At 45.8% G+C, this 24,546-nt stretch carries 22 protein-coding genes; 9 read left to right on the top strand and 13 right to left on the bottom strand.

Annotation, left to right across the window (positions count from 1 at the left end; translation table 11 throughout):
• The first annotated feature begins 30 nt into the window (after positions 1–30).
• The 7 genes from AAIE03_RS04670 to galE all read left to right on the top strand — a co-directional run bounded on the left by AAIE03_RS04670 (position 31) and on the right by galE (position 9,563).
• Entirely contained in the window at positions 31–1,065 is a 1,035-nt protein-coding gene (locus tag AAIE03_RS04670; RefSeq protein ID WP_014605451.1) for a glycosyltransferase family 4 protein, read from the top strand.
• A gap of 86 nt (positions 1,066–1,151) precedes the next feature.
• Positions 1,152–3,362 carry a phage tailspike protein gene (locus AAIE03_RS04675; RefSeq protein WP_210487116.1) on the top strand — a complete coding sequence of 737 codons (2,211 nt, stop codon included), beginning with the start codon at positions 1,152–1,154 and terminating at the stop codon, positions 3,360–3,362.
• Between the two features lie 150 nt (positions 3,363–3,512).
• Positions 3,513–4,775 carry a colanic acid biosynthesis pyruvyl transferase WcaK gene (gene wcaK, locus AAIE03_RS04680; RefSeq protein WP_200286869.1) on the top strand — a complete coding sequence of 421 codons (1,263 nt, stop codon included), beginning with the start codon at positions 3,513–3,515 and terminating at the stop codon, positions 4,773–4,775.
• Positions 4,776–4,779: 4 nt separating this feature from the next.
• Positions 4,780–6,003 carry a glycosyltransferase gene (locus AAIE03_RS04685; protein WP_014594078.1) on the top strand — a complete coding sequence of 408 codons (1,224 nt, stop codon included), beginning with the start codon at positions 4,780–4,782 and terminating at the stop codon, positions 6,001–6,003.
• Positions 6,000–7,340, top strand: coding sequence for a lipopolysaccharide biosynthesis protein (locus tag AAIE03_RS04690; protein WP_013026374.1), 1,341 nt, complete (start codon positions 6,000–6,002; stop codon positions 7,338–7,340). Before AAIE03_RS04685 ends, AAIE03_RS04690 begins: the two co-directional genes overlap by 4 nt.
• Positions 7,341–7,607: 267 nt before the next feature.
• A complete protein-coding gene (gene galF / locus AAIE03_RS04695; RefSeq protein ID WP_014594076.1) occupies positions 7,608–8,504 on the top strand; it encodes a UTP--glucose-1-phosphate uridylyltransferase GalF in 897 nt (298 codons plus the stop codon).
• Between the two features lie 45 nt (positions 8,505–8,549).
• Positions 8,550–9,563, top strand: a complete 1,014-nt coding sequence (gene galE, locus AAIE03_RS04700) for a UDP-glucose 4-epimerase GalE (protein WP_014594075.1) — start codon at positions 8,550–8,552, stop codon at positions 9,561–9,563.
• A gap of 245 nt (positions 9,564–9,808) precedes the next feature.
• On the opposite strand, the gene AAIE03_RS04705 is transcribed toward galE, so the two are convergent.
• Entirely contained in the window at positions 9,809–10,801 is a 993-nt protein-coding gene (locus tag AAIE03_RS04705; protein ID WP_014594074.1) for a hypothetical protein, read from the bottom strand.
• Between the two features lie 324 nt (positions 10,802–11,125).
• On the opposite strand from AAIE03_RS04705, the gene AAIE03_RS04710 reads away from it, so the two are divergent.
• A complete protein-coding gene (locus AAIE03_RS04710) occupies positions 11,126–12,154 on the top strand; it encodes a WavE lipopolysaccharide synthesis family protein (RefSeq protein ID WP_014594073.1) in 1,029 nt (342 codons plus the stop codon).
• Here the strand turns inward: AAIE03_RS04710 and AAIE03_RS04715 are convergent.
• Genes AAIE03_RS04715 through AAIE03_RS04745 form a run of 7 tightly spaced genes read right to left on the bottom strand, consistent with a single transcriptional unit; the run spans position 12,151 to position 17,956 of the window.
• Entirely contained in the window at positions 12,151–12,987 is an 837-nt protein-coding gene (locus AAIE03_RS04715) for a glycosyltransferase (protein WP_014594072.1), read from the bottom strand. The two genes, AAIE03_RS04710 and AAIE03_RS04715, sit on opposite strands and share 4 nt — an antisense overlap.
• 19 nt (positions 12,988–13,006) lie before the next feature.
• Complete coding sequence (locus AAIE03_RS04720; RefSeq protein WP_014594071.1) at positions 13,007–13,762, bottom strand: ABC transporter ATP-binding protein; 756 nt, start codon at positions 13,760–13,762, stop codon at positions 13,007–13,009.
• Positions 13,763–13,764: 2 nt separating this feature from the next.
• Positions 13,765–14,565, bottom strand: coding sequence for an ABC transporter permease (locus AAIE03_RS04725; RefSeq protein WP_014594070.1), 801 nt, complete (start codon positions 14,563–14,565; stop codon positions 13,765–13,767).
• Complete coding sequence (locus tag AAIE03_RS04730) at positions 14,558–15,262, bottom strand: glycosyltransferase family 2 protein (protein WP_014594069.1); 705 nt, start codon at positions 15,260–15,262, stop codon at positions 14,558–14,560. Before AAIE03_RS04730 ends, AAIE03_RS04725 begins: the two co-directional genes overlap by 8 nt.
• Positions 15,259–16,800 carry a protein kinase family protein gene (locus tag AAIE03_RS04735; protein ID WP_014594068.1) on the bottom strand — a complete coding sequence of 514 codons (1,542 nt, stop codon included), beginning with the start codon at positions 16,798–16,800 and terminating at the stop codon, positions 15,259–15,261. Before AAIE03_RS04735 ends, AAIE03_RS04730 begins: the two co-directional genes overlap by 4 nt.
• Positions 16,797–17,171, bottom strand: a complete 375-nt coding sequence (locus tag AAIE03_RS04740; protein ID WP_024471924.1) for an HAD family hydrolase — start codon at positions 17,169–17,171, stop codon at positions 16,797–16,799. Before AAIE03_RS04740 ends, AAIE03_RS04735 begins: the two co-directional genes overlap by 4 nt.
• Positions 17,168–17,956, bottom strand: a complete 789-nt coding sequence (locus tag AAIE03_RS04745) for a hypothetical protein (protein WP_014594067.1) — start codon at positions 17,954–17,956, stop codon at positions 17,168–17,170. The genes AAIE03_RS04740 and AAIE03_RS04745 overlap by 4 nt, the downstream gene beginning before the upstream one ends.
• 678 nt (positions 17,957–18,634) lie before the next feature.
• Between AAIE03_RS04745 and gnd the strand changes: the two genes are divergently transcribed.
• Entirely contained in the window at positions 18,635–20,044 is a 1,410-nt protein-coding gene (gene gnd / locus AAIE03_RS04750; RefSeq protein WP_014594066.1) for an NADP-dependent phosphogluconate dehydrogenase, read from the top strand.
• Between the two features lie 47 nt (positions 20,045–20,091).
• Here the strand turns inward: gnd and AAIE03_RS04755 are convergent, their stop codons facing one another.
• The 5 genes from AAIE03_RS04755 to AAIE03_RS04775 all read right to left on the bottom strand — a co-directional run bounded on the left by AAIE03_RS04755 (position 20,092) and on the right by AAIE03_RS04775 (position 24,470).
• Positions 20,092–21,390 (bottom strand): succinylglutamate desuccinylase/aspartoacylase family protein, encoded by a 1,299-nt coding sequence (locus tag AAIE03_RS04755; protein WP_014594065.1) that lies wholly within the window; start codon positions 21,388–21,390, stop codon positions 20,092–20,094.
• 104 nt (positions 21,391–21,494) lie between these two features.
• Positions 21,495–22,292 carry an ABC transporter substrate-binding protein gene (locus tag AAIE03_RS04760; protein ID WP_028715320.1) on the bottom strand — a complete coding sequence of 266 codons (798 nt, stop codon included), beginning with the start codon at positions 22,290–22,292 and terminating at the stop codon, positions 21,495–21,497.
• 66 nt (positions 22,293–22,358) lie between these two features.
• A complete protein-coding gene (locus AAIE03_RS04765; RefSeq protein WP_498562827.1) occupies positions 22,359–22,835 on the bottom strand; it encodes a YbaK/prolyl-tRNA synthetase associated domain-containing protein in 477 nt (158 codons plus the stop codon).
• Complete coding sequence (locus AAIE03_RS04770) at positions 22,822–23,157, bottom strand: helix-turn-helix domain-containing protein (RefSeq protein ID WP_013026356.1); 336 nt, start codon at positions 23,155–23,157, stop codon at positions 22,822–22,824. Before AAIE03_RS04770 ends, AAIE03_RS04765 begins: the two co-directional genes overlap by 14 nt.
• The gene (locus AAIE03_RS04775; protein WP_014594062.1) at positions 23,154–24,470 is read right to left on the bottom strand and encodes a type II toxin-antitoxin system HipA family toxin; all 1,317 of its coding nucleotides are present in this window, start codon (positions 24,468–24,470) and stop codon (positions 23,154–23,156) included. Before AAIE03_RS04775 ends, AAIE03_RS04770 begins: the two co-directional genes overlap by 4 nt.
• Positions 24,471–24,546: the final 76 nt, after the last annotated feature.

Consider the following 24,546-nt stretch of genomic DNA (forward strand, 5'->3'; position numbering starts at 1 on the left):
TGTGTATAAATTTGAGGTGGATAACGTTTCATGAAAAAAATCGTCCTGGTGATCAAAGACGCTTACTCGTATGCGGGCACCGAAAATATCTGTAACTTTATGTCGGAATGTCTTGGTGATGCGCATGAGGTCACCATCTACTCACTGGAGGGGCACGGCGAACCCTTTTACCCTTTCGACAAGGTCAAGCAGATCGTCAGCTTCGAAGGTGAAAGTAACCCCATCAAACGTGCCGTGGCGCGTATTCAGCAGGAAGGCTTCGACACCGTGTTTTTAATCAGCATGGGCCGTCTGAGCGTGATGTTTGCTTTCTGGAACCTGATGACGCTGAAAAAGAAGCGCTTCAAGGCCTATGCCTGTGAGCACGTTGCCATCAACTCCTTCAGTAAACCCATTAAGTTTCTCAAGTTCCTGCTACTGCGCTTCTACGACCGCGTCATTGTCCTGACGGATAAAGATCATCAGGTCTTTCAACGCTGGCACATCCCCAGTCAGGCCATTCCTAATCCGGTGGTGTACAAATCCTGGCACCGTACCACGCGCCATCGTCAGGCGCTGGCGGTGGGACGTCTGGACAATCAGAAAGGGTTCGACCTGTTACTGGATATCTGGCGTGACTTTTCCAGAGCACATCCTGACTGGACGCTGGTGATTGCCGGCGACGGTGAACTGCGCCAGCAATTACAGGATCAGGCAGCCGTGCTGGGCATTACCTCCAGCGTGAAGTTCGTCGGTAAGGTCAGCAATATCAACGATTACTACCGCGACAGCGATATGGCGCTGATGACCTCCCGTTACGAAGGTTTGCCGCTGGTGCTGCTGGAAGCCAAATCCTGGTCACTGCCGGTGGTGGCCTATGACTGTCCGACAGGTCCACAGGAGATTATTAATCACGGCGAAGACGGTTTCCTGGTGCCGATGAACAAGAAAAGCGAATTTCTGGCGCGGATGGAACAACTGGCCAGCGACGATGCACTGTTCTATGCCATGAGCGAAAAAACCCAGCAAACCGCGCTGAAGTTTGACGGTAAACAGATTAAACAAAGCTGGCTGGCGTTGGTGTAAGGGCTGAAGACGCTCACTTTTGATGTGCCTCATGGGACACCTTTTATGGCTGAGTTTACGGCCTTCATGACGACGGGATTAATTGCATGAAAAGAAGAGAAGTCTTGCAAACCGCAGCCTCCGCCCTTGTCGGCGCGCTCTCCGTGAGCACCTTTTCCAGCTACGCGGCCAAAAACACTGGCCTGGCGCTCAAGTCGGTTGATGCAAGCGCGGTACCCAAAGGCGATGTTCCGATTCTGACGCCTGAAAATGTCTACGCGATGCCGCCGCAGTTCTGGCAAAACTTCCAGGGAAAACTGTGGATCGGTAAGTCGGGAAGCGATGCCAGCCAGGCGGGTAACCAGATCCCCGTGTTCCTGCGCGATGCCAGCGGCAAGCTGGCACAAATCACCCAGCCGATTACCCTGAATAAGGGAAATTTTGACCAGTTTGTAAAGGATAATGCGGCGCTGATCGCGAATCCGTCTCACTCTATGGCGCTGGAAGACAGCAACGGGCAGATGGTCTTTAACATCCCGGATGTCAGCCAGCCGGGCCAGGCTGCCTTTAGTCAGCGTCTGGCACAGCCTGCGGGTTATCAGCTAATCGGTGAGATCCCCTCGGTGGACGATCTGCGCAAGACGCGCCCGCTGTTTGAAGGCGCGAAGATCAAGCTCAAAAGCTGGCACCCCGGCCTGGAAGTGGGGGGCGGCGAATTCGTCGGCAGTTTCCAGTCGGCGCAGGACGATCAGGGGGTGATTTTCAGCGGCGACGGTTTTCACTGGCGTCGCGTAGTCGATGACTATAACCGACTTTCGCTGTTTGACTTTGGCGCTATCGCCGACGGTAAAACCGACAGTGCGCCCGCGATTAAAGCGATGTACCAGTGGTCGCAGCAGAGCGATCAGCCTATCTGCGTACAGTTCCCTGCGGGCACGTTCTTCGTTTCCGCCTGTAACTTCGGTGAGGAGCAGCGCCGTTTCTTCCGCATCTCCGGTGCGATGGTCAACTTTGGGTATTTCCCGGCGACCAGCATCGTCTCCGACGGCAAATCGCCGTTTGTTTTCGAGGTCAGCGCCCGCTGGGTGGAAATCTCTAACCTGATTTTTAATGGCAATACGGATACGCATCCCAATAAGCAGGGATTGTTCCGTAATACCTGCCCGGGCGGACAGTTTTTCCGTGGGGCCTGCCTGCGCTTCAACCAGGTTGGCGGCACCGCGCTCAGCCTGCTGGATACGCTGGATTGTAAGATTGATCAGTGGTACGCCTCAGCCTGTACGGGCGACGTGATTCAGGCCGGCTGGTCTGGTCAGAAAAAGGGGAACTGGGACCACAGTACCGCGATTGAGCTGTCAAACTTTAACGCCCAGCACTGTAAAGGCGGCAAAGTTCTCAACCTGCCGCGCTGCAGCCAGTCGCTGATTCACAACGGCTGGATTGAGCACTGTGATAATCCCGGCGATATCTCAAACGGTCAATGGATTATCGATGCCTTAAGCCTTGAGGACTGCAAGAACCCGCTGATTGCCTGGCACTCTCGCCTGAATACGCGTCAGACCAACCTGCAATCCGGCAGCTGGATTGACAACTCAGAGCAGGGCGATCGTTGGCTAAGCGCCTGGGAAATGGGATCGACCCGCGTTGAGTCCTACGGCGTCGCGATCGATGGCAGCCTGAAATACAACTATCTGACCTCACGCTGGCTGTTGGAAAACAACACCAATCAGGCCGTGTGGTTTGAACTGGGCAATCTTTATTCCCCCACCGTTGGCGACTCGTGGGAAATCGAAATTTTTGGACAGTCGCAGTTCAATAACGGCACGGACGGTGAGCCGCTGATGAACCTCATCAGTGGGAAAAACACCGGTGGCCGGGCGGTTATTCACGTTCAACGCAAGAAAGACCATGCTGAAGCCAGTTGGTCGGCGGAAGGCAGCAGCCCGGTAGTGGATGTGCGCTACGTCGCTAAAACCGATACCGACACGCAGGTTTTCATCAGGCTGGCAGGCTGGACGCCTTCGGCAGCGGTGATGATCAAGAGCACGGCTAAAGATCGCTTTGTCACCGGCCGCTGTGCGCGGGTCGATGCCAAAATGGCGAAGGCTGCGCCGGACAGCGGCAGCCATGCCGCGCCGCAGCGCTTTAGCCTGCATAACGGTAAAGCGGGCGTGGGCGCGAATGAGCAGGGGGATTTATTGCTGGCCTCCCGCGCGTTGTCTGATGACAAGGTGGATACCAGCAAACCTGAAGGATTCGTGTCTGTCGTTATTAACGGTAAGCAGGTCGCCTTACCGTATTTTGCGATTAAATCGTAGTCAGAGAGGGCTGCCCTGATACGGCAGCCAACACCAACAGCATCTGGGATGTTGGTGCAGGATTTTTATTTGCTGTTTTTCTCCCTATTCATTTTGCCCGTTTCGGAACTGGGCGGTTGGTAGAATTAGAAAAAATTATTCGGAGTTTTTATGAAGATTTTATTGGTGGGTAACCATACCTGTGGGAATCGTGGGGATGGCGCGATTCTGCGTGGACTGATTGATTCAATTCAGGCCGCGCGCAACGATGTGGATATTGATGTGATAAGCCGTTATCCAACCAGCTCCGGTTATCTGCTTCAGCAACATATTCAGCAGGATAAGCTATTCCTGCACAATAACTCCTCGGGTAAGGGCCTGATTGGCTCTGTTAAACGCAAAGTCGCTAACCGACTGATGCCGAATATCATGATGGCGCATCTGGGCAAGGGTGGACCCTACAAATCCTTCTCCGTGCCGCCACACCTCAAAGCCTTCACGGAAAGTCTGGCGCAGTACGATGCGGTCATTCAGGTGGGCGGTTCATTCTTTGTCGATCTGTATGGCGTGACCCAGTTTGACCATGCGCTCTGCGCGCTACTGGCTAAGAAGCCGCTTTACCTGATTGGCCACTCCGTTGGACCTTTCCAGAACGCCCGCACTAATCAACTGGCCAACTTCGTGTTTGACCGGGTTGACCGCCTTATCTTGCGTGAGTCCGTTAGCCTTGACCTGATGAAGCGCGATGGCGTGACCAGCTCAAAGGTGATGCCCGGTGTGGATACGGCCTTCCTGGTACGTGCCCGTCACGTTGAAAACCCCAGCCACAGTCTGCAGCACTGGCAGAGCGTGATTCGCATCCGCAAAACCATCGCGATTACGGTCCGTGAACTGGCGCCGTTTGATAAGCGTCTGGGCGTCACGCAGCAGGAATACGAAGCCGCCTTTGGTCGCGTGATCAACGCCATGATCGCCAGCGGTTATCAGGTCGTCGCCTTATCTACCTGTACGGGCATCGACAGCTACGCCAAAGATGACCGTATGGTGGCGCTCACTTTGCGCGATCGCGTTGAGCAGCCAGAGCACTACCACGTTGTAATGGATGAATTTAATGACCTCGAATTAGGTGTCCTCCTCAGCGAGTGTCACCTGACCATCGGAACCCGTCTGCACTCTGCCATCATCTCAATGAACTTTGGTACGCCAGCGGTCGCCATCAACTATGAACACAAATCCATGGGCGTCATGAATCAGCTAGGTCTGCCGCAAATGGCTACCGATGTTCAGAGCCTGATGGACGGTTCGCTGATTGATAAAGTTCAGGCTATCCTGGCCGACTACGACACGATCAAGCAAAACGTCGAAACCGCCGTGGCGCATGAAAGGGAAGTAGGTAACAGAATCACTGAAGAGATTCTAAACGTAATAGGATGATGTGATGAAACTGACTTTTTTCACGATGCGTTTCCCGGTTGCCTCTGAAACTTTTGTTCTCAACCAGGTCACTCATTTTATTGATGCCGGTTACGACGTTGAGATTATCTCGGTATTTCCGGGAGACCTGGTCAACCGCCACGGCGCATTTGACGAATATGGTCTGGCGGCAAAGACGCATTACCTGTTACCCGAAGAAAAAATTTCCCTGACGGACAAGCTGGGACAGCGGCTGAAACTGGTTCTGCCCAAAATCACCAAAGTGTCGTTACTCCGTTCCCTTAACGTGCGCCGCTATGGCGCACAGTCCAGTAAGCTGCTGCTGCCGGCGATCGTTGCCAATGCGCGTCAGACCTATGTCGCGGATGTTTTCCTGGTGCATTTCGGCTATGCCGGGGCGCTGGCGAATAAACTGCGTGAACTGGGTATCCTGAAGGGCAAACAGGCAACGGTGTTTCACGGGGCGGATATCTCTCGTCGTCACATCCTCGACGAGCATAAGCAGGATTACCGTAATCTGTTTCAGCAGAGTGAGCTGATGTTGCCCATCAGCCATCTTTGGCAGAACAAGCTGATTGAAATGGGCTGCCCGCCTGAAAAAATTCACGTTACCCGCATGGGAATTGAACCTGAAAAATTCAATTTCCAGCCGCGTGATGCCTTCCATACACCGTTGCGCATTGTTTCCGTTGCCCGTTTGACCGAAAAGAAAGGACTGGATGTGGCGGTGAAAGCCAGCGCCATTCTGAAACAGCGCGGTGGCCAGTTCCAGTACACCATCATCGGCAATGGCGATCAGGATCAGATGATGCGTGACTTTATTGCGCGCGAAGAGATGGACGACTGCGTGACGATGCCGGGTTTCAAACCTCAGGAAGAGATCCGTCAGGCCCTCAACGAAGCCGATATCTTTCTGCTGCCCTCTAAAACGGCCGCAGATGGCGATATGGAAGGCATTCCGGTTGCGCTGATGGAGGCGATGGCGGTAGGGCTGCCAGTGGTATCCACCTTCCACAGCGGCATTCCGGAACTGATCGAAAATAACGTTTCTGGCTGGTTAGTGAAGGAAGATGACGCCGAGGCGCTGGCCGAGACGCTGCTGAAATTGTCAGAAGGCGCGGTGGACGTGGCACCGGTTGTTGCCGCAGCCAGACATAAAGTTGAAACCGAGTTTAATCAGCACATCGCGTATCGCGAGCTGGCACAGATTCTGGAGCAAATGGTTTGAGTGGAATAAAGTCACAGGCGATTTGGTTGTTTGGCAGTACCTGTTTCTCTGCGGTATTACAGGTTGCTCAACTGAGTATTCTCGCCCGTAAACTCGAAACCCATGAGCTGGGGCTGTTGGCGATCATCAACGCTATTTTAGCGGTGGCGGGCGTGCTGCAGGACATGGGCATGAGCAGTTATCTGGTCCATCGCCAGAATATTACCCGACGCGAACAGAGCACCATCTATTGGGTCAACGTCTCGCTCAGCTTATGTACCGGCGTTGTCATGCTGCTGATTGCCTGGCCTGTTGCCTGGTTCTATCATCTGCCGGAACTGGTAGGGTTGATTATGCTGACCAGCCTGAACTTTCTGGTGCTGGGGCATCTTTCGCAATATCAGGCCCACTACATTAAAACCAAACGCATGGTGTCGCTGGCGAAGATCGAAATGGGCACCAAACTGTTTGCCTTCCTGTGCGTAGTGGCGATGCTGGAGTTTACCTCGCTGACGGTGGCCGCCGCGATTCTGGGGCTGTTTATTAACGCCTTTACCCGCATCCTGTGCATGATCGCGCTGGGTGAGAAGTCATGGCGTCCCACATGGGAGTTCGATAAACAGACTTTCTTTAGTGCGATTCGTTACGGTATCTATCAACTGGGTTCGCAGACCATTAACCAGCTTCGTACTCAGGCCGATGCGCTGGTGGTAGGTAAAGTGATGGGGGCAGAAATGCTCGGCGTCTATTCTCTGGCGAAAGAGCTGGTACTGCAGCCCCTGAAGTTGGTTTCGCCGGTGATTAACCGTCTGGCGCTACCGCGCTTCGCGGAAAAACAGCAGGATCCCGAGCAGTTGAAGAAGCTGTTCCTGAAAGGCACGCTGGTGATTATGCTCTTCAGCAGTGCCATGTACCTTGCTATCGGTATCTTGTCTCCTGTCATCGTACGCATTCTGTATGGTGCGTCTCACGAGCAGGTTTATCATCTTATCCCGCTGATGCTGCTGTTTGGCATGCTGCGTCCGATGGGTGGACTAACTGGCGCCATTTCACAGGCAAATGGCCGAACCAACGTGGAGTTCTACTGGAACATCGTGGCCAGCCTGGTCGTCATGGCTGTGCTTGCGACCACCTTTATCTGGCCAAACGTGCTTTACGTCGCGCTGACGTTGTCGATCTCACAGGTGCTGATTTCAGCGCTGGCGCATCCGTTCTTTATCAAGCCGGTTATTGGTATTCGCTTCATCCCTTATGCCCGACAGTGGGTATCTGTATCGGTCCTGTTTGTGGGGCTGATGCTGCTGGTAAATCACTTTGACCTTTTCGTGATGCCAGAATGGTTTGAACAGTGGCTGTGATGCCAATAACAACGGGCGACTTAGGTCGCCCGTTTCTTTTTATGGCTGGCACCAAAAACGGCGACGTCAATTTCTCTGCCGCTCATGTGGCCGGTCTTTACTGTTTGTGTTAACTCAGTTTATGGGGATGTTTACTCTAGGTAAAATCCCGAATTTGTAAGATTTCACAGCGAGTTAGTGTCGGCTTTTCAGATAAAGATTATACTTCCTTTTCCGGTCCATCCGGCATAATTGACGCATGTCTTCACTTCATTAGATGGAATAACTATGACCAAGCTTAAAGCAGTAATCCCGGTTGCGGGTCTCGGTATGCATATGCTTCCGGCGACTAAAGCCATTCCGAAAGAGATGCTGCCTGTCGTGGACAAGCCAATGATTCAATACATCATTGATGAGTGTGTTGCAGCAGGGATCAAAGAGATTGTGCTGGTCACCCATGCGTCCAAGAATGCGGTAGAAAACCACTTCGATACCACCTATGAACTCGAAGCCCTGCTGGAAGCACGCGTTAAACGCCAGCTGCTGAGTGAAGTCCAGTCAATCTGCCCGCCGGGCGTGACCATCATGAACGTGCGTCAGGCGCAGCCACTGGGCCTGGGGCATTCTATTCTCTGCGCGCGTCCAATGATCGGCGACAATCCTTTTGTGGTTGTCCTGCCTGACGTGCTGTTGGACGATTCCACCGCTGACCATTTACGATATAATCTGGCGGCGATGGTTGCGCGTTTTGAAGAGACTGGTCACAGCCAGGTGCTGGCAAAACACCTCACCGACTACGATCTGTCTGAATACTCAGTGATCACGACTGAGCAGCCGCTGGAAAACCCAGGTGATGTCAGCACGATTACTGACTTCGTTGAGAAACCTGAGCATCCGGCCGAGTTAAACTCAGACCTGGCAGCGGTGGGACGCTACGTGCTTTCAGCCGATATCTGGGCTGAGCTGGAGCGTACCGAACCGGGCGCATGGGGCCGTATTCAGTTAACGGATGCTATCGCCAGCCTGAGTAAGAAGAAAACGGTCGATGTCTCACTCATGACGGGTCACAGTTTCGACTGCGGACGTAAAATGGGTTACATGCAGGCATTTGTCTCCTACGGTCTGCGCAATAACGCTCAGGGCCGCGACTTCCGCGAAGCGATCGAGAAAATTCTGGCGAAGTAATCAACTATCATTCGCCGCGGCTAACGCGGCAGAAAGGGAGAAGAGATGGCTATTTTGGTAACGGGCGGGGCAGGTTATATCGGCTCCCACACAGTGCTGGCACTGCTTGAGCGCGGTGATGATGTGGTGGTACTGGATAATCTGTGCAATGCCTCGCGTGAGGCCATCAATCGGGTTGAGAAACTCGCCGGCAAGAAAGCAACGTTTATCGAAGGCGACGTTCTTGACCGCGCCTGCCTGCGTGACCTGTTTGCCTCCCACAGCATTTCTGCCGTGATTCACTTCGCCGCACTTAAAGCGGTGGGTGAATCCACGCGTATGCCTCTGGAATACTACGAAAATAACGTATCCGGTACGGTCGTACTGCTTGAAGAGATGCGCAACGCGGGCGTATGGAACTTCATTTTTAGTTCTTCCGCTACTGTTTATGGTGCCAATGCCCCGGTGCCTTACGTGGAAACCACACCGATTGGCGGCACAACCAGCCCATATGGCACCTCTAAGCTCATGGTCGAATTTATCATTCGGGATTTCGCCAAAGCTGAGCCGAAGTTCAAAACCATTGCACTGCGTTACTTTAACCCGGTCGGTGCGCATGAGTCGGGCGAGATTGGCGAAGACCCAACCGGTATCCCTAACAACCTGCTGCCTTACATTGCACAGGTTGCCATCGGTCGTCTGGATAAACTCGGCGTGTTTGGTGGTGACTACGATACGCCAGACGGCACCTGTCTGCGTGACTACATCCATGTCGTTGACCTTGCTGAAGGCCACCTGAAAGCGCTGGACCACCTCGATAAAATTGAAGGCTATAAAGCCTATAATCTGGGTGGTGGGAAAGGCTTCTCGGTGCTGGAAATGATCAAGGCGTTTGAGCAAGCCTCAGGCAAGCCCATTCCGTTTGAAATCAAGCCGCGTCGTGACGGTGATCTTCCGGCATTCTGGGCCGATGCGTCACTGGCCAACCAGGAACTGGACTGGCGGGTTTCGCGTGGTATCGATGCGATGATGCGTGATACGTGGAACTGGCAGTCGAAGAATCCGGAAGGGTTTAATTAAATACCCAAAAAACCCGCATACTTGCGGGTTTTTTTTAGGTTTTAAATTTGAATTTTTGATTTTTCGGGAAATTTAGATTAGATTTAAATGCTTATATTATTTATTTTATTTAAAATATTATATTTAATAAATCCTTTTTACTTTTTATTTATAAACTTACATTACAAATTATTAAGAGTAAATAAAGTTGGTTAAAATAAATAAGTAAAAGAGGGTTTTTACATTGCTGATAACATATGTGTAATTTAGTTAAAGTATTTGTTTTTTAAGGCTCTCATCCTCATACGTCCGAACTTTAAAAGATACTTTATTGGTCTTTTCTTGATACGAGCCTGAACTATAGGATGATAACGATCTATAATATCGAGAATCATTAGGTCAGTTACTGTAGTAATAGTTCCTGCATCAGATCTTACAATTTCGTAAGGCCAGTCATCAGTGTATTTAACCTTAAGCCCTCCACATGCAACTAAATGAAAATATAGAAGTGTTTCTGGTGTCAACGGAACTTTCTGAGTTATATAATCTTTTAAGTTCGGCAAAAAAGATTCAATAAGTTCTGATGAGTTTCTGGAAAATACTAGTAACTGATCATTGAAACCTACGTTTGTAGGAATCATTTTTCCAGTAGAGCGATTTCTGTATGCAAGAACTTTCGCCAATCCATGATTTCTGTTCCCAGTATGCTGGCAAAAGTCTACTCCTGAAGGGATATATACAAAACCTTCTCGAATATTTTTAAGATTAAATTTAGAGTAAAATGATAGATCAGGGCGAGTAATTATGACTTTATCATATTTAAAATCGTTCTGAGATTCAAACTCTTTCATGAGCTTGAAGACTCCGTGAATATTGTAGAACATACTAAAAAATCTTGCAGGATTTAAACTAAAAAGCCATTGGTTTTTATCAATGAATGATGCCTCATTATTGAAATGATCAAAATTCCTGTCGTGAAGTTTATAAGAAGTTAAGTGACGACCGTAATTTTTTTCTAATCTTGTTGCAACTCCTCCAGCAACCTCATGAGCATCATTTTTAGGATTAATTTTAAGGAAACCAGATTTATCCAAGATACCTTGATGTATTTTTAAGGGGCTGTCAGATGAGTCAGGACCGAAATAGAAAATGTCAGCATTATTAGGGATTACTATATTGTTTAGTAATGATCCTGCAGTTATTTCAGCAGTCCGTAAGAAGCCATATAATAATACTGCAACCTTTTGCTCTTTATCCATTTTATTTCCTGTCTATAAAGTTATATATAATCTTTTCTCGGGGCTTAAGTTTTTAAGTACCTTGTCTAATACGGTTCTGTAACTTAATAATAGGGTGTTTAAATTCTTCCATCATAAAAATTTTCTTTAAACTTATTTATTTTATATCTAACTTTCAAAAGACGTGTGAAATAGCTAGATGCAGTGCCTTTTCAATTATCTCCTGTGCAAGCGTGATAGTATTTATATGACAACTAAATTCAATAAGTGTAAGATAAGCGAATTATATACGTGGTTATGCATGTTAATAGGGCGTTTCAAAACTAAAGTTTATAGGCAAAACGTATGAATGAAACATCAAAAATAAGTGTAGTGATTGCTGGTACGCAATATAGCGAGTTTGATATTAAATATACAGTCAGCATGCTGAGAGATTGTTTTGACAATCCAGAAATCATTTTATCCACAAACGATACCTCATTTGCAGAATCTTGCAATAAAACTAACTACTTTAACAAGGTTATTTTATGCAAAAATGAGGGTGAGTTACCATCATTAAAATTTCCTCAAACATTAATTTCACCTATTGTTAATAATAATATTAATAAGCAAATTGCTTGCTCTTATTCTGGAGTCAAAGCTGCATCCAACTCATTAGTAATGAAATTACGCACTGATCAAATTATTGTCAATAACAACGTACTAACACTTTGGTCTTTAATAAATGAAATCCCTCAACTCTCTGGAGTTGAGAATAAAAGAATTATAACTTCGAGTGTGTTTTCAATAAACCCAAGGTTTAGCGAAAGGATGCCTTTTCATATTGGTGATATGTTTCAGTTCGGATATAAACAAGATATTTTAGATTACTATTCCGCTCCAGAATATCCATTCTCGTACTCCATTTGGTATGAAAATCATTTTCATAGTGTAGGAAGTAATAAAAATGAAAAGGCTTTTAGGTCAAAATATGCTGTTGAGCAATGGTTAGCCTTGCACTATATCTATAAGAAAGAAAAAAAATTCCCCATAAAATATCATAATGACTGTTCTGAAAAAATTATTGCAGAATTCGAGAGTGTTTTTCCAGAGCATTTTATTATTGCACACCCGGATGATATCGGTCTTCGTGTATCTAAATTTGAGAGCGCAAGAAGTTACTTTAACACGCAATGCTACTCAACATATGAGTCGATAGAGTTACTAAAGAAAATGCATTCTAACATTACAATACACAATTTTTACAAACCTAAAGGGATAAGTAAAAATAAATTTATTTACCTCATGGCTTTATTAAATAATAATATTGTACAAGTTTTAATTAAAAAAATGCCATTGGAGCTTAAAGAATGGTTAAAAAAAATGATTTCCTAGCGTAGTATTTTGTAAATAATTTTAGATAAAGCGATTGGCATTATCCTGATTGCGAAATGCGCAAAACTATATGTGACATTTCGCAATAAGTTATTTTGGCTGTGCCTTATATAATTAATCCGGCACAGCATTTCCGAATATGCCTTCTTTATCCCCGTTCTGCGGTGCAGTGTAGCGTTGTTGAGTCTGTAGAATAAGACAATGTCAGGTATATTGTGAAATATGTAACCTGAAAGAGCAAGGTCAAGCCAAAATGCTAAATCTTCCGAAAGATGTGTCTTAACCGGATAGCGTTTACCTTTAACAAAAACTCTTTTTCTAAAAACAACTGTAGGGTGAATAAAGGGAGTAAGCTTTATAATATTATGCTTTATTTTAAAATCGGAACCAGATTTTATTATGGTTTTATAAAAAATACCGAATTCTTTGCAACTCCCACCTAAAACATCAATATTCTCATTCTTAATAAGAAAAGATCTTTGTAAGTCAATTCTTTTTAATGCGCTAATGTCATCAGCGTCCATCCTAAAGAAAAATTCTATATTAGGATGGTTGTATAGTAAGTGATCAATTGATTCATTGAGAGAAGTTGCCAGCCCTCTGTTAATATCAGAATTAATAACTCTGATGAAACTAAAATTTTCTAAAAAGAAATTTACAACTACTTTCAATGCATTTGAAATGTTACCGTCTATAAAAATCAGAACAACAAATCCGTCAGCGGTTTGATTTACTAAGCTCCAGAGGCTGCAATAAAGCTGAAAAGGTTTATCTTTATAATATACTGACATTATTACAGCAGCATCTGCTTCATCAAAATTGCGATGTATCATCAGGTTTTGTTTATCTTAGTTAACTTGTTACGCGTGAGTGTGCATAAAAATCGTAAGCATCATCAACTGAACCGTTAAAAACAATTTTTCCAGCATCTAAGACAACCCCTTTTGTACAGAATGATTTAACATCAGCTTCAGAGTGCGAAGAGAACACTAAAATACCGACGGATTCAATCAAATTCAAGATGCGTTTACGTGCTTTATCCATGAAATTAGCATCACCCGCTCCGATGACTTCGTCTAATAATAAGATATCAGGTTTCACAGCAGTCGATATAGCAAATGCAAGACGTACTGACATACCCGATGAATAAGTTCTTACTGGGAGATCAATAAAATCTGCCAAATCTGTGAAATCAATAATCTCATCTATTGTTTCATTTATTTGGCGTTTGGACATACCTAAAAGCATACCACGAGAATAAATATTTTCACGGCCGGACGATTCGGGATTAACCCCCAAATTAATATCGAGTAAGCTTGCAATGCTCCCTTTGCTTTCTATTTCACCCTGTGTAGGCTCGTAAATTCCTGCCATTGTTTTAAGTAGAGTCGATTTTCCTGCACCATTATGGCCGATCAAGGCTAATCTATCACCATGTTCTAATTTCAAATTGATGTTTTTTAATGCATCAACCGTGACTTGTCTGGAGTTTGATGATATGACGCCTCCAGTAGTTAATCTCACAAAGTTTGCTTTAAGAGAACGTGATTTAACGTCAAAGATTGGATAGCTGACGGCAACATTGTCAAGTTTCAAATAAGAGGACATGATTAAACCCAATAAGATATTTTCTTGCGAGAACAGCTGAAAGTGTAAAAGCTGACAATCACATTAATAATTGTAAAAACCAATATATATTTAATGCTAGGATGCATAACTGCCGGAGGGAAGTCTGCGGGTAGCAACGAGTACCTTATAAAATCAATAAAATGATAAATAGGGTTCCATTCTAAAAGATATGCTTTGGTTCGCATTGACTCAGTCGGTATCCACATAACAGGAGTAACTAAAAAACCTATTTGCAGAATAGATGCAACTATCTGGCGCAGGTCCATGAATCGTGTACATACGCATGCGAGTGTTAGAGACATAAAGAAAATATTAAACGTTAGAATACATAATCCAAACAACGCCTTACCAATGGTGTAGAAAGTCAATGTACTGTCGAAAAAAATTAAACATATGACCAATATAATGGCATTATGCAAGAAAAAGTAAAAGTTCCTTGCAACAGATTGGTAAATAAAAACGCTTCTTTCAATTTTTATTTGTTTTATAAATCCTGCGCAGGCAATGAAAGAATCGGCGGATTCAATAATGGTTTGGTTGATGTAATTCCAAACGAGGATACCAAGTGACATATATAGCAAATAATGCTTTATATCTTGATTGAATAGTGTTGAAAATACTGTTGATATTGAAATAACATATATAGCTGTGCTTGCAGTGATCCAAAATGGTCCCAAAATACTTCTGCGATAGCGAATGACAATCTCCTGCCATGCCATATAGCTCCAAAACTGATACTTCTTGAATCCATCAAATATATCTTTCAACGCCAGTTTAAACATTATCAGTGCCCAAAAAATCAGTATATTCCGTAGGTGTGCCCATAAAGATATGTTTCTCAATAGACGTCAATTTATAGTGAACGCTCATTTTCTTATCAATGATAAAGTTAAACATTGGAGCTATATAGAGTTCACCCATACTTTCACGTTGCATTTCGATATACGCATTAATATAAATCTCTTTACTTTTAAAACCGTATACTCCGTTTGAGCACAGATCTGAAATGCGTACTTTTTCCGTCGTTTTCAGTACTTTTGATGTGTTGCCGTCGGGGAGGGCAAAAGACCAGTGTTCACCTTCACCTTTAAAGACTTCCAAATAAGCATCATTTTGAGTCTCAAAAAATTTAAATTCTTTTTCGTAGGTATCGATGTTAAAAACTACAAAAGGTAGATCATTCGGCACTTTGTCTAAACTTAAAAAAACCGTTTCAGCCTGGCCGCGAGTTTCAGAGCTCAAAACTACGATTTCAAAATCTTTGATACCAATTTTATTTATTTCAGAAGCCACGAAGGAGGGCGTGTCGTAGACATCGCGACAAATAAATATAAATTTTTCGGAGTCATAGTAATCTTCAAATGTTTTGACTGACCATTCAAATAGAGTTTTTCCATGAGCTTCAAGTTTGTACTTAGGTTGAGTATAGCCTGCTTTGAAGAAACGGCTGCTGAGGCCAGCCATAGGAATAATGATCATTGTTTTACTTCCTTATAAAGATTTATAGCTGTTGCTACAAATGCTGCCTGCCGATCCGGCCTGTCATAATGTAAAGGTAACATTGATAAGAACAATGTTGTCGTAATCGCGAGAATTTCTTTATAAGAAAAAGCTGATTTTTCGAATTGTTTTTTTACTAAATCGCTAAGATCAGCGCTGCTATCAGGGATAGTTAATTCAAGTGTTACACCATCATCATTAACAATAAACCTGTCAGAAATTATGTAATCGTATTTACCAATTGCTGAGTGTAATATTTTAGCAAGATCATAACGAATGTCACCATAGATACTTATTATCCCATTAAAGTCGATTCCTCTGGGATCAATAACTTTAATGTCGTTTTTCTTGAAATCGTACAAAATATTACTGAAACAAAAATCACCATGGATGAAAGTACTTTTTGATTCTTTACTAATTAGATCATGCATCTCATAAAGCATTTTTTTAAGCTCAAACTTATTTCCTTCAGAGTCTTGAATGATCTTTTTGTAGCGAGGATTGTCTTTAGTAAATTCGTCAAGGCGGTCTTCATTCTTAGATACTAATGATGTGTAGAAATCTTCATTAACAGAACTCGCAGGAATTTCATAACATTTTTCTATAAAGTTAAAGCAAGACGTTATGATGTGAGCCCAGATAGCCTTGGGATGGTTACCATAAACAAATAATTCGGTGAGAGTAGGAGAATAAAGGTATTCAAGCTTATATTTATAAACTTCGTTTTCATCACCATGACTTATCAGCATCGGAGCGTAATAAGCCATTTCTTCTGGGATTTTACTAAACCAATTAGCTTCCGCCTGAAGCTTTCCTTTCTTAGCCGAGCGTTTTTCTACGTAATACTTGTTTATAGTCAGTTCATTGAACGCTCTTGCTGTAGAAACAATTGTCTTGGAGTCATAAAAAGTATTTAGATGACCGAAATCGAGCCAGTCTTCGCGATATTGTTGGCTAAAAGGTGTTGTTTCGTGATATTTTACCAAACTTTCTGCGAGTTCAAATTTAGAGCTTATTAAGTTGCGGATTAACAGTTGTGGTTTAGATATAGCCAAAATGCCGCAAAATACGGATTCATTACTTTCAAACGCATTATTCATGACCATCCATGAATAATTGAAGTCTGAGTGTGCAGTAAATATAACATCTTTATTTTTTTCATCAATATTTAAAGGTGAACGTAATAAGGTATCACCGTAATAAATAACAACGTGCTCATCTTCGGCACTACAACTCGAAGCCAAGCTAAAAGCAATGCTTTGACCAAGAGAAAAATTTTCATCAATACGAATTATTTCCACAGATAATTCGGATAAAACCTTTTCATCCCATGAAGACATATTATAACTCTTGGGTAGCGTTAAAAATATCTTCTCATCTTTACTTTCTTCACGGATGTGTTTTATTTGATAAGTGTATAGTCTTTTATTTCCTACGGGAAGAAAAGCTGGGGGGAGTTGTCCAAACTCGGCACGTAGATCCTGATCAACATACTGAGCTGATAATATGATAATCATTTTTCTTTCCTTAGCAGCTCAATTATCTCATCATAAGACATATTAATAAATTCACTCGGGCGAACAGCCTTATCATCTATATAGAATCCTTCATGACCGCACCATGGTTTTCCGACATAGATTTCGTCGTAAGGTATCTCATTTTCTTCTAACCACTTAATGATAACCGGTAATGTATTCTTGTTAATAAGCCCTACATTGTTATTAAACGAATTCATATTTCTACTTGTGTTTAAGACTATAGTAAAACCCAGGGCCTTGTATTCTCTGATTTTTTCTAGCAAGTCCCTGTTGACAATGGCATCTTCATATCCATTTTCACCTTTACCTTTTGTCAGGGTCATATCAATGTCAACAATCAGTTTTTTCATGGTATATGTTTCTTTAAGTTGTCGATTATGCAGAATTTAACGATAGTCCTGAGTACAATCATTGGAATACCGACATAGCATTTTATTTTTCTATATAAGTATACTTGTTGCTTGATTATTTCAAAGATGCTGAGCGTATTTAAATAGGCTCTTTTTTTCTCGTTTAATTTGTAAAAAGGTGATTTTATAAATTTAATTTTAAAACCTGATTCCATTAAGTTATATATCATTAATTGGTCGCTAACATAACCATACTTTTCTTTGAAATATATCTTATGGATAGTCTTTTTAGAGAATATTATTTTTTGTAAGGGCGCAAGGAGCGGTCTGCCTTTAATAAAGTTTGTTTTTATAATCTGCTCTGCGGATTTAATATTTAATTCTTTTTCAGAAGTATTTTCTTTTAATTTCATCCAACTATTTATGAAATAGTCATTTATATATAAATCACTGTCCATTTCTAGAGAAGGAAAGTTCTCAAGTAATAAATCATCTCCACAAAAGTAGAACGAAAATGTCTTAAAGTTAAAGTTTCTTGTTGCGTTATCGACTAAAAACTTCCAGTGAGCGGTTCTGTCAAGTTGAGAATCTGGATGAATAATGAGCACGTTTTCATTTTTGTCGAAAAACGATCTACAAAAATCAGCACTTTTTTTGTTAGGTAGGCTGATAAGAAAGCTCAATCTTCTTGACTTTTCGCAATATAGATCACTCACTTTATTTATCAATTCAATATCTACGTCTTTCATTGGAATAAGAAAGAGATGATCATACGTATCAAGCATTAGGGTGACCGTTTGATTTGGTATCGTTGTAGCCTACTGATTTTATTGGTTTCTTGAAGGCACGCTACCGCCCCAGGCTTTACAGCTACCAGTGCACTAGGTTGAAGTCTTCAAATTTTTTTTTCAAAAGCTTTGCTACAACAAAAGCTTATGCTGCAGTTTTTGGGCTATTTTTAAAAGTTGGCGCATGCCATTCGCATTTTAATTCCCTTAAAAAACAGCAAGTTGAGGTGATTGTCAAGCAATCATAAAATAATTTATACGCATAAATTTAAATGAAAACTAGTAAGAACTTTCTGTAATGCAGTTGGCATTCTCATGTTTGTCTAGGTTTCACCTTTTATGCTAAATCTCCATAACTATACGCTTTTCCGCATAAATTCACCAACTCCACCAATACTGTTTGGTTTTTTTATATACTATTTATATGGTTATTTTTACATACTCTTACGCTTGTGCAACTCTCACTGCCTAAGTGATAGCTAATCTTACCTTTGATCGAACTTACAAGGGCTTAACTAACTCTTAAGTCTATAAATCTATGGGGTTTTAATAACCTTTTGTGTTTTCTAAATCGCATCAATCACTACCTCTTTTGAACCAGAGTGAGTTAACATGTCCCTCACTTTTGTTCATACACAGTTGTGTGTGATGTGACCCTTCAGACAGGAGTAAAAAATGTCCAAGCAACAAATCGGTGTTGTCGGTATGGCAGTCATGGGCCGCAACCTGGCTCTTAACATTGAGAGCCGCGGTTACACCGTTTCTGTCTTCAACCGCTCGCGGGAGAAGACCGATGAAGTGATTGCTGAGAATCCAGGTAAGAAGCTTGCGCCGTTCTACACCGTTGAAGAGTTTGTTGATTCACTGGAAAAACCACGCCGCATTCTGCTTATGGTGCAAGCAGGTGAAGCGACTGACAAGACTATCGCCTCACTCACCCCGCATCTTGATAAAGGCGATATCCTGATTGATGGTGGTAATACCTTCTACAAAGATACCATTCGTCGCAATAAAGAGCTTTCTGATCAGGGTTTCAACTTCATCGGCACTGGTGTTTCCGGTGGTGAGGAGGGTGCCTTGAAAGGCCCATCTATCATGCCTGGTGGCCAGAAAGAAGCGTATGAGCTGGTTGCGCCAATCCTCGATAAGATCGCTGCACGTGCTGAAGACGGCGATGCTTGCGTTTCCTATATCGGTCCGGATGGTGCGGGTCACTACGTTAAGATGGTCCACAACGGTATCGAATATGGCGACATGCAGCTGATTGCTGAGGCTTATGCTCTGCTGAAAGGTGCGCTCGGTCTGAATAACGAAGAACTGGCAGAAACCTTTACCGAGTGGAACAACGGTGAACTGAGTAGTTATCTGATCGATATCACCAAGGACATCTTCACTAAGAAAGATGAAGAGGGTCACTACCTGGTGGATGTCATTCTTGATGAAGCGGCCAATAAAGGTACAGGGAAATGGACCAGCCAGAGTTCTCTGGATCTCGGTGAGCCGCTGTCGTTGATTACCGAATCGGTGTTTGCACGCTATCTCTCTTCTCTGAAGACTCAGCGTGTTGCTGCCTCAAAAGTTCTGAGCGGTCCTCAGGCTAAAGCCTTTACTGGTGATAAAGCTGAATTTATTGAAAAGGTCCGTCGTGCTTTGTACCTGGGTAAAATCGTTTCTTATGCACAGGGCTTCTCACAGCTGCGTGCCGCATCAGACGAGAACAACTGGGAGCTGCAGTATGGTGAAATCGCGAAGATTTTCCGTGCGGGCTGTATTATCCGTGCGCAATTCCTGCAGAAAATTACGGATGCGTATGCAGAGAATGCAGGTATTGCTAACCTGTTGCTGGCGCCTTACTTCAAAGATATTGCTGACCAGTACCAACAGGCGCTGCGCGATGTTGTGGCTTATGCCGTACAGAACGGGATTCCAACGCCAACCTTCTCAGCTGCGATTGCTTACTATGACAGCTATCGCTCAGAGGTTCTGCCCGCTAATCTGATCCAGGCACAACGTGACTATTTTGGTGCCCACACCTATAAGCGTATTGATAAAGACGGTGTGTTCCACACTGAGTGGTTAGATTGATCATCTGACATCAAAGCGCTATAAGGCTTCCCTCGGGAAGCCTTTTTTTACCCCACCAACAAATCCCCACTCCGCACCGACTTCTCTCCCGCCAGCCTCAACACCAACATTCCTGCCGTGGCAAATCTGGCCCAGTGCCGGGCATAAAGTATCCCGCCAGACTCCGCCACCAGTGGCGTGATATGGTCCGTTACCGGATCGACAATCTCCGCGACCACTTCACCCGGCCTGATAAGGGCGCCCAGCGGTTTGCGATGCAGGATCAGTCCCGAGACGGGCGAGTGAACGTATTCGCAACCGGCAAGCGGGGTGGGCGGATTTTTCAGCGCAGGTGATGAGGCGGATGTACCCTCGGTGTGACGCTGCTTAATAATCCTGCTTTCATCGGCAACCTGAGCAAGACCCGGAGCGCCGAGCCCGGTACCGCTCTCATCAACGCCGACTAAATCTTCGCCTCCGCTGGCGACGGATACCAGCTCATCGCCGCCAATCACCGGTGCCGCGACCTCGACAGAAACGGCCGCCTCATCGGCGGTAATGTAGCCCGATTCCTGTAGCGCGCTGATAATCGCATCGGCATCCTGTTCCGCCTGCTCTGGCGACACGTCACGTACGCCACGGAGTTCAAGGGTTACGGGTAATAAACCCTGCGGCATGGGGAACTGTTCGGCAAAACGTTCTGCCAGCGTCAGCCAGGGCTCACAACAGGCTTCATCAAATGGCTCCCCGCCGGAAACTTGTGCCAGCAGCTGAACTTCACTACCTAACCAGCGTGCCAGCGGTTCGACCGCAGGCCATGCGTGCGGTGTGGTATAGAGGTGCGGCAGGGCTTCCCAGTCGCAGTGTAGATCGATCATTAAATCCGCCTGGCTCGCCATGCGCATGAGCGTGAACCGCTGCGCTTCCAGCTCCGTTTTCGGTACGGTATCGCGGTAGTAGCGATCGATTGCATCACGAATCAGTCGCTTGTTTTGGGTTTCGTTTGGCGTCAGTACGCCAGCCAGATCGTTAGCCAGCGTGGTGCCGAGTGATGGAAACTTACGGTTAAAGTCTTGTCCAGTCTGCGTATGGAAGCGTCCCAAATGGGTGCCATGCCAGTGCTGGCCTAACGCAAGAGGATTTGAAACCGGGATCAGGGTGAAAGAGGCTTTTAACCGTCCGGCTGACTCCAGCGTTTGCAGACGTTGTTTCAGGTACCACGCAACCGCCATGCCAGGTATTTCATCGCCATGTAAGGCAGCCTGGATATAAACCTGTCGCGTAGCGTCATCGCCAAAATGAAAACTGATAATTTCACGCTGGGTGCCGAGAGAGGCGCTTAACAAGGGGTGATGTTGTTGGTACATACCGTGTTAATGTCCTTTTGTCGGTTCAGGGCGACAAGGGCCGCCCATAAAGTCATTGAGTATAGCCCTGCACAGGCAGGAGAGCGAAAAAGCCCACCGTGACGTTACTTCTGAATCGAAATATCGGTTGAGAAATAGCGCTTCTGAATTTTATCAAAGGTGCCATTTTTCTTAATTTCATCAAAGGCTGTATCCAGCGCGGTCTTCAGCTCGGCATCCCCTTTACGCAGACCAATCGCCGTGCCCGGTCCAATAATCGGATCCTGAACAATCGGGCCTGCCAGCGCAAAATCTTTGCCCTGCGGCTGTTTCAGAAAACCATTGGCGGCCTGCGCCGCGTCGGTAAAGACCGCGTCAAGGCGTCCGGCCACTAAATCGCTTTCCACCTGAGCCTGATCGCCGTAAGGCACCACAGTCACGCCATGCGGCTGCCATTTTGCGCGGGCATAACGTTCCTGCACCGTGCCCTGTTCAACGCCCACCGTTTTCCCTTTCAGCGACTCTGGCGTCGGTAACAGGCCAGACCCTTTGCGTGCGATAAGCTGAGCGTGGGTATCGTAAAGCGGCTGGGTAAAGTCTATTTGCTTCAAACGCTCTTCTGTAATGCCCATGTCAGACAGGATGGCATCGAATTTACGGGCTTTAAGTGCCGGGATCATGCCGTCGAACTGACTTTCCACCCACACGCACTTCGCCTGCATTTGCGCACACAGGGCGTTGCCTAAGTCGATATCGAACCCTACCAGTTTGCCCTGCGGGGTTTTTGATTCGAAAGGCGGATAGGTGGGATCGACGGCGAAGCGGACCTGTTCGATTTTTGCCTGTGCGCCGAATGCGCAACCAGCAAGCACGGCCAGTGCAAGCGCAGCGCGCAGGCGAATTTTGAGGGTTTTCATTGCCATAGTTCAGATCTTCTGTTGTCGTAATGTTGTATCACGCAGAGTACCTTTCGACCGGGGTGATGGCAATTAGAGGATGATTTTCACAGTGTTAGCCCCACAAAGTGCACGGTAATCCTGGATGTTCAGGATCACTGAGTGGTCCAGCACGCCCGCATTAAACGCAATCTCATCGTAACGTTCAAACAGCAGCGGATCGACTATCGGCAGCAAATCAGGATGAAAACTGAACGGGGGAATCGCACCAAATACACAGCCCGTCAGCGCATCGACCCCCGCAGGTGAGGCAAGGGATGCCCGACGTCCTCCCACCGCTAAGGCCACTTTACTGAGATCGGCCTGCTGGTCGGCGGGCAGTACCGCCAGAACATGCTGTTTGATCCCATTGCCTTTCACATGGCACACCAACGCCTTTGCACCCTGACCGATTTCCGTGCCACGAATCGTTGCCACCGCTTCACATTTGCCGGTCGCTTCGTGCTGCATCAGGCGATAACGTGCGCGATTTTGGTCGAGTAGGGCAATTAATTTTTCATGAGTAGTCACGGTTCTCTCCCTGAGCAGTGAGTTGCAGCATCAGTGTCTGCAGCATATGTGGTTGACGCGGTAGCACGCCAGTTTTCAGACCCAGCGGTCTTAAGGCCCGGTTGAGCGTACTCAGGGTCGTATTTTCTCTGTCCTGCTCGATATCTGATAGTGTCCGGCGGCTAATCCCTGCCAGCGCTGCATAGCGTTCCTGTGAAAATCCCAGCACGTTTTTGCGAAGCTGCATCAGGAGTTCACCCTGTGACAATTTTTCTTCAAGAAACTGCTGAAGAAGGTTTAGCAGCATTGCCTCGCGTTCAAACGGTGACAGCGTTTTCTTCATAGTTGCCAGCCTTCAATACGCTGATCCAGATAATCAAAGCCAAGAGCCGGCATAGTCAGAATCGATGCTGGTATACCTCGCTGAAGCAGACGCTCTTTGAGTCCGATAAGCTGTCGGGCCAGTACGGCCAGCTCAGCCAGTAATCTGTCCGATGGCACCAGGTCATCCAATGCGGCAGCAATCTGTTGCCATTGATATTGTCCCCCCTCCTCAAAAGGCGCCCCCCATTGCGTCGTGCGTACCACGCCTTCAGGATCCGCTTTCATCGGCGCAAAATCATAGATGGGTGCAAGCCACATGCCGGTGTCCTTTTTCAGAATCGCGCTGTTACGACCATGATTATCAGAATTGCCAAACGCAATATTCAGCATGTCACGTTTTACCCACTCAATGACGAACGCCTCTTGCGCGCGTCTGTCAGGATTAAGGTGTGTAATCAGCGTGCTAATTACCTCAAAATGATTGAGATAGCTGCCTGGCGGTTTTCGCATTATTGAATAGACAGATTCCAGACCATACATCACTTTTTCGCCCGCGATGTAAGATACATCAAAGCGGGGTAACCATAAGGAAGGATAACGGCTACCTTCACACAACTTCATTTTTTCACAGGGAATGGTGTCGAAACCCATCGACGCTAATTCATGATAGTAGTGGTATTCGGCGCGAAGTATGTCGCAATCGATCGCGCTGCGCGCACCGCGCGGATACTTCACCAGATAATGCGCATCCTGATTGTGTACATCGTCCTGCCAAGTATCTATCCATACCTCATCCTGTGGCGTATAGCGCAATAAGAGTTTTGGCGCTTCACCGCCAGCCCCGGTCGCTCCACCGCTGGCTGCACCCATTTGCTGAGCGTACGCCAGAAAATCACTGTCACGTTCGATGGCCCATTCAGACGGAAAACGTCGGTCACGTAGCTGACTTTGCGCGGGTAACGCGGGTATCGACTCTTTGATGCGCTGGTTTCCCACTGGTGCAATTGTGCCAGATTTCAGCAACCAGAAATCCTGCTCAGCGGCAGACTTTCCCTGTAACCCAAGCTGCTGAATCCAGTAACGTCTACTGGCACCTGCAGGCATAATGTCATCCAGAAAGGTAAACCACGGACGAGCCGCATAGCTGCCAATAAGCATGACCGGGTAATTCAGACTGCAGCTGGCATAATCATTCCGATCAAGATATTCAACAGCGTAGTCAAAGTTATAGGCGAGTAAAGCGGGACTTTCACGTCCCTGGTGGGGATGTTGGATATTGAGCTGGGCAGCATCATGCCAGCGGCCCTTAATAAACAGCTGGAGTGTGAGCATGACAACTCCTGTTGAGCAACATTATGCTCAATAATAGCGTTTAATTAATTTTTTGAGAAGGATACTGCTCAGAATC

The sequence above is a fragment of the Pantoea sp. Ae19-2 genome, from assembly GCF_059801205.1.

Bases quoted from the DNA above. Each gene is read 5' to 3' on its own strand.
- AAIE03_RS04760 (WP_028715320.1), bottom strand. From the start codon at position 22,292: ATGGCAATGAAAACCCTCAAAATTCGCCTGCGCGCTGCGCTTGCACTG.
- galF (WP_014594076.1), top strand. From the start codon at position 7,608: ATGACCAAGCTTAAAGCAGTAATCCCGGTTGCGGGTCTCGGTATGCAT.
- AAIE03_RS04725 (WP_014594070.1), bottom strand. From the start codon at position 14,565: ATGTTTAAACTGGCGTTGAAAGATATATTTGATGGATTCAAGAAGTAT.
- AAIE03_RS04730 (WP_014594069.1), bottom strand. From the start codon at position 15,262: ATGATCATTATTCCTATGGCTGGCCTCAGCAGCCGTTTCTTCAAAGCA.
- AAIE03_RS04740 (WP_024471924.1), bottom strand. From the start codon at position 17,171: ATGAAAAAACTGATTGTTGACATTGATATGACCCTGACAAAAGGTAAA.
- AAIE03_RS04755 (WP_014594065.1), bottom strand. From the start codon at position 21,390: ATGTACCAACAACATCACCCCTTGTTAAGCGCCTCTCTCGGCACCCAG.
- AAIE03_RS04710 (WP_014594073.1), top strand. From the start codon at position 11,126: ATGAATGAAACATCAAAAATAAGTGTAGTGATTGCTGGTACGCAATAT.
- AAIE03_RS04745 (WP_014594067.1), bottom strand. From the start codon at position 17,956: ATGCTTGATACGTATGATCATCTCTTTCTTATTCCAATGAAAGACGTA.
- AAIE03_RS04705 (WP_014594074.1), bottom strand. From the start codon at position 10,801: ATGGATAAAGAGCAAAAGGTTGCAGTATTATTATATGGCTTCTTACGG.
- galE (WP_014594075.1), top strand. From the start codon at position 8,550: ATGGCTATTTTGGTAACGGGCGGGGCAGGTTATATCGGCTCCCACACA.
- AAIE03_RS04685 (WP_014594078.1), top strand. From the start codon at position 4,780: ATGAAACTGACTTTTTTCACGATGCGTTTCCCGGTTGCCTCTGAAACT.
- AAIE03_RS04735 (WP_014594068.1), bottom strand. From the start codon at position 16,800: ATGATTATCATATTATCAGCTCAGTATGTTGATCAGGATCTACGTGCC.
- AAIE03_RS04715 (WP_014594072.1), bottom strand. From the start codon at position 12,987: ATGATACATCGCAATTTTGATGAAGCAGATGCTGCTGTAATAATGTCA.
- wcaK (WP_200286869.1), top strand. From the start codon at position 3,513: ATGAAGATTTTATTGGTGGGTAACCATACCTGTGGGAATCGTGGGGAT.
- AAIE03_RS04675 (WP_210487116.1), top strand. From the start codon at position 1,152: ATGAAAAGAAGAGAAGTCTTGCAAACCGCAGCCTCCGCCCTTGTCGGC.
- AAIE03_RS04775 (WP_014594062.1), bottom strand. From the start codon at position 24,470: ATGCTCACACTCCAGCTGTTTATTAAGGGCCGCTGGCATGATGCTGCC.
- gnd (WP_014594066.1), top strand. From the start codon at position 18,635: ATGTCCAAGCAACAAATCGGTGTTGTCGGTATGGCAGTCATGGGCCGC.
- AAIE03_RS04770 (WP_013026356.1), bottom strand. From the start codon at position 23,157: ATGAAGAAAACGCTGTCACCGTTTGAACGCGAGGCAATGCTGCTAAAC.
- AAIE03_RS04720 (WP_014594071.1), bottom strand. From the start codon at position 13,762: ATGTCCTCTTATTTGAAACTTGACAATGTTGCCGTCAGCTATCCAATC.
- AAIE03_RS04670 (WP_014605451.1), top strand. From the start codon at position 31: ATGAAAAAAATCGTCCTGGTGATCAAAGACGCTTACTCGTATGCGGGC.